Annotated in this window: 1 protein-coding gene; it reads right to left on the reverse strand. The window is 69.4% G+C overall.

What is annotated here, in order from left to right:
• Nucleotides 1–219 (reverse strand): SDR family oxidoreductase (locus EXE44_RS19755; protein ID WP_137718148.1); only part of this gene is annotated, 219 nt, incomplete at both ends.

Genomic DNA, 219 nt, shown 5'->3' on the forward strand with positions numbered 1-219 from the left:
GAACGCGTGCGCAACGAGGTGGGTCCCGCGGACGTTCACGTCGGTGAGGAGGTCGAAGCGGTCGGCGGGCAGGTCCGCGACGTTCGCCAGCTGGATCGCGCTCGCGTTGTTGACGACGATGTCCACCTCGCCGAAGTGATCGATGGCCTCCTCGACGGCCTCCTCGACGCGGTCCTCGTCGCGGAGATTCAGTTCCAGCGCGAGCGCCTCGGGCCCGCG

The organism is Halorubrum sp. SS7 (assembly GCF_005435055.1).
GTDB lineage: Archaea > Halobacteriota > Halobacteria > Halobacteriales > Haloferacaceae > Halorubrum > Halorubrum salinarum.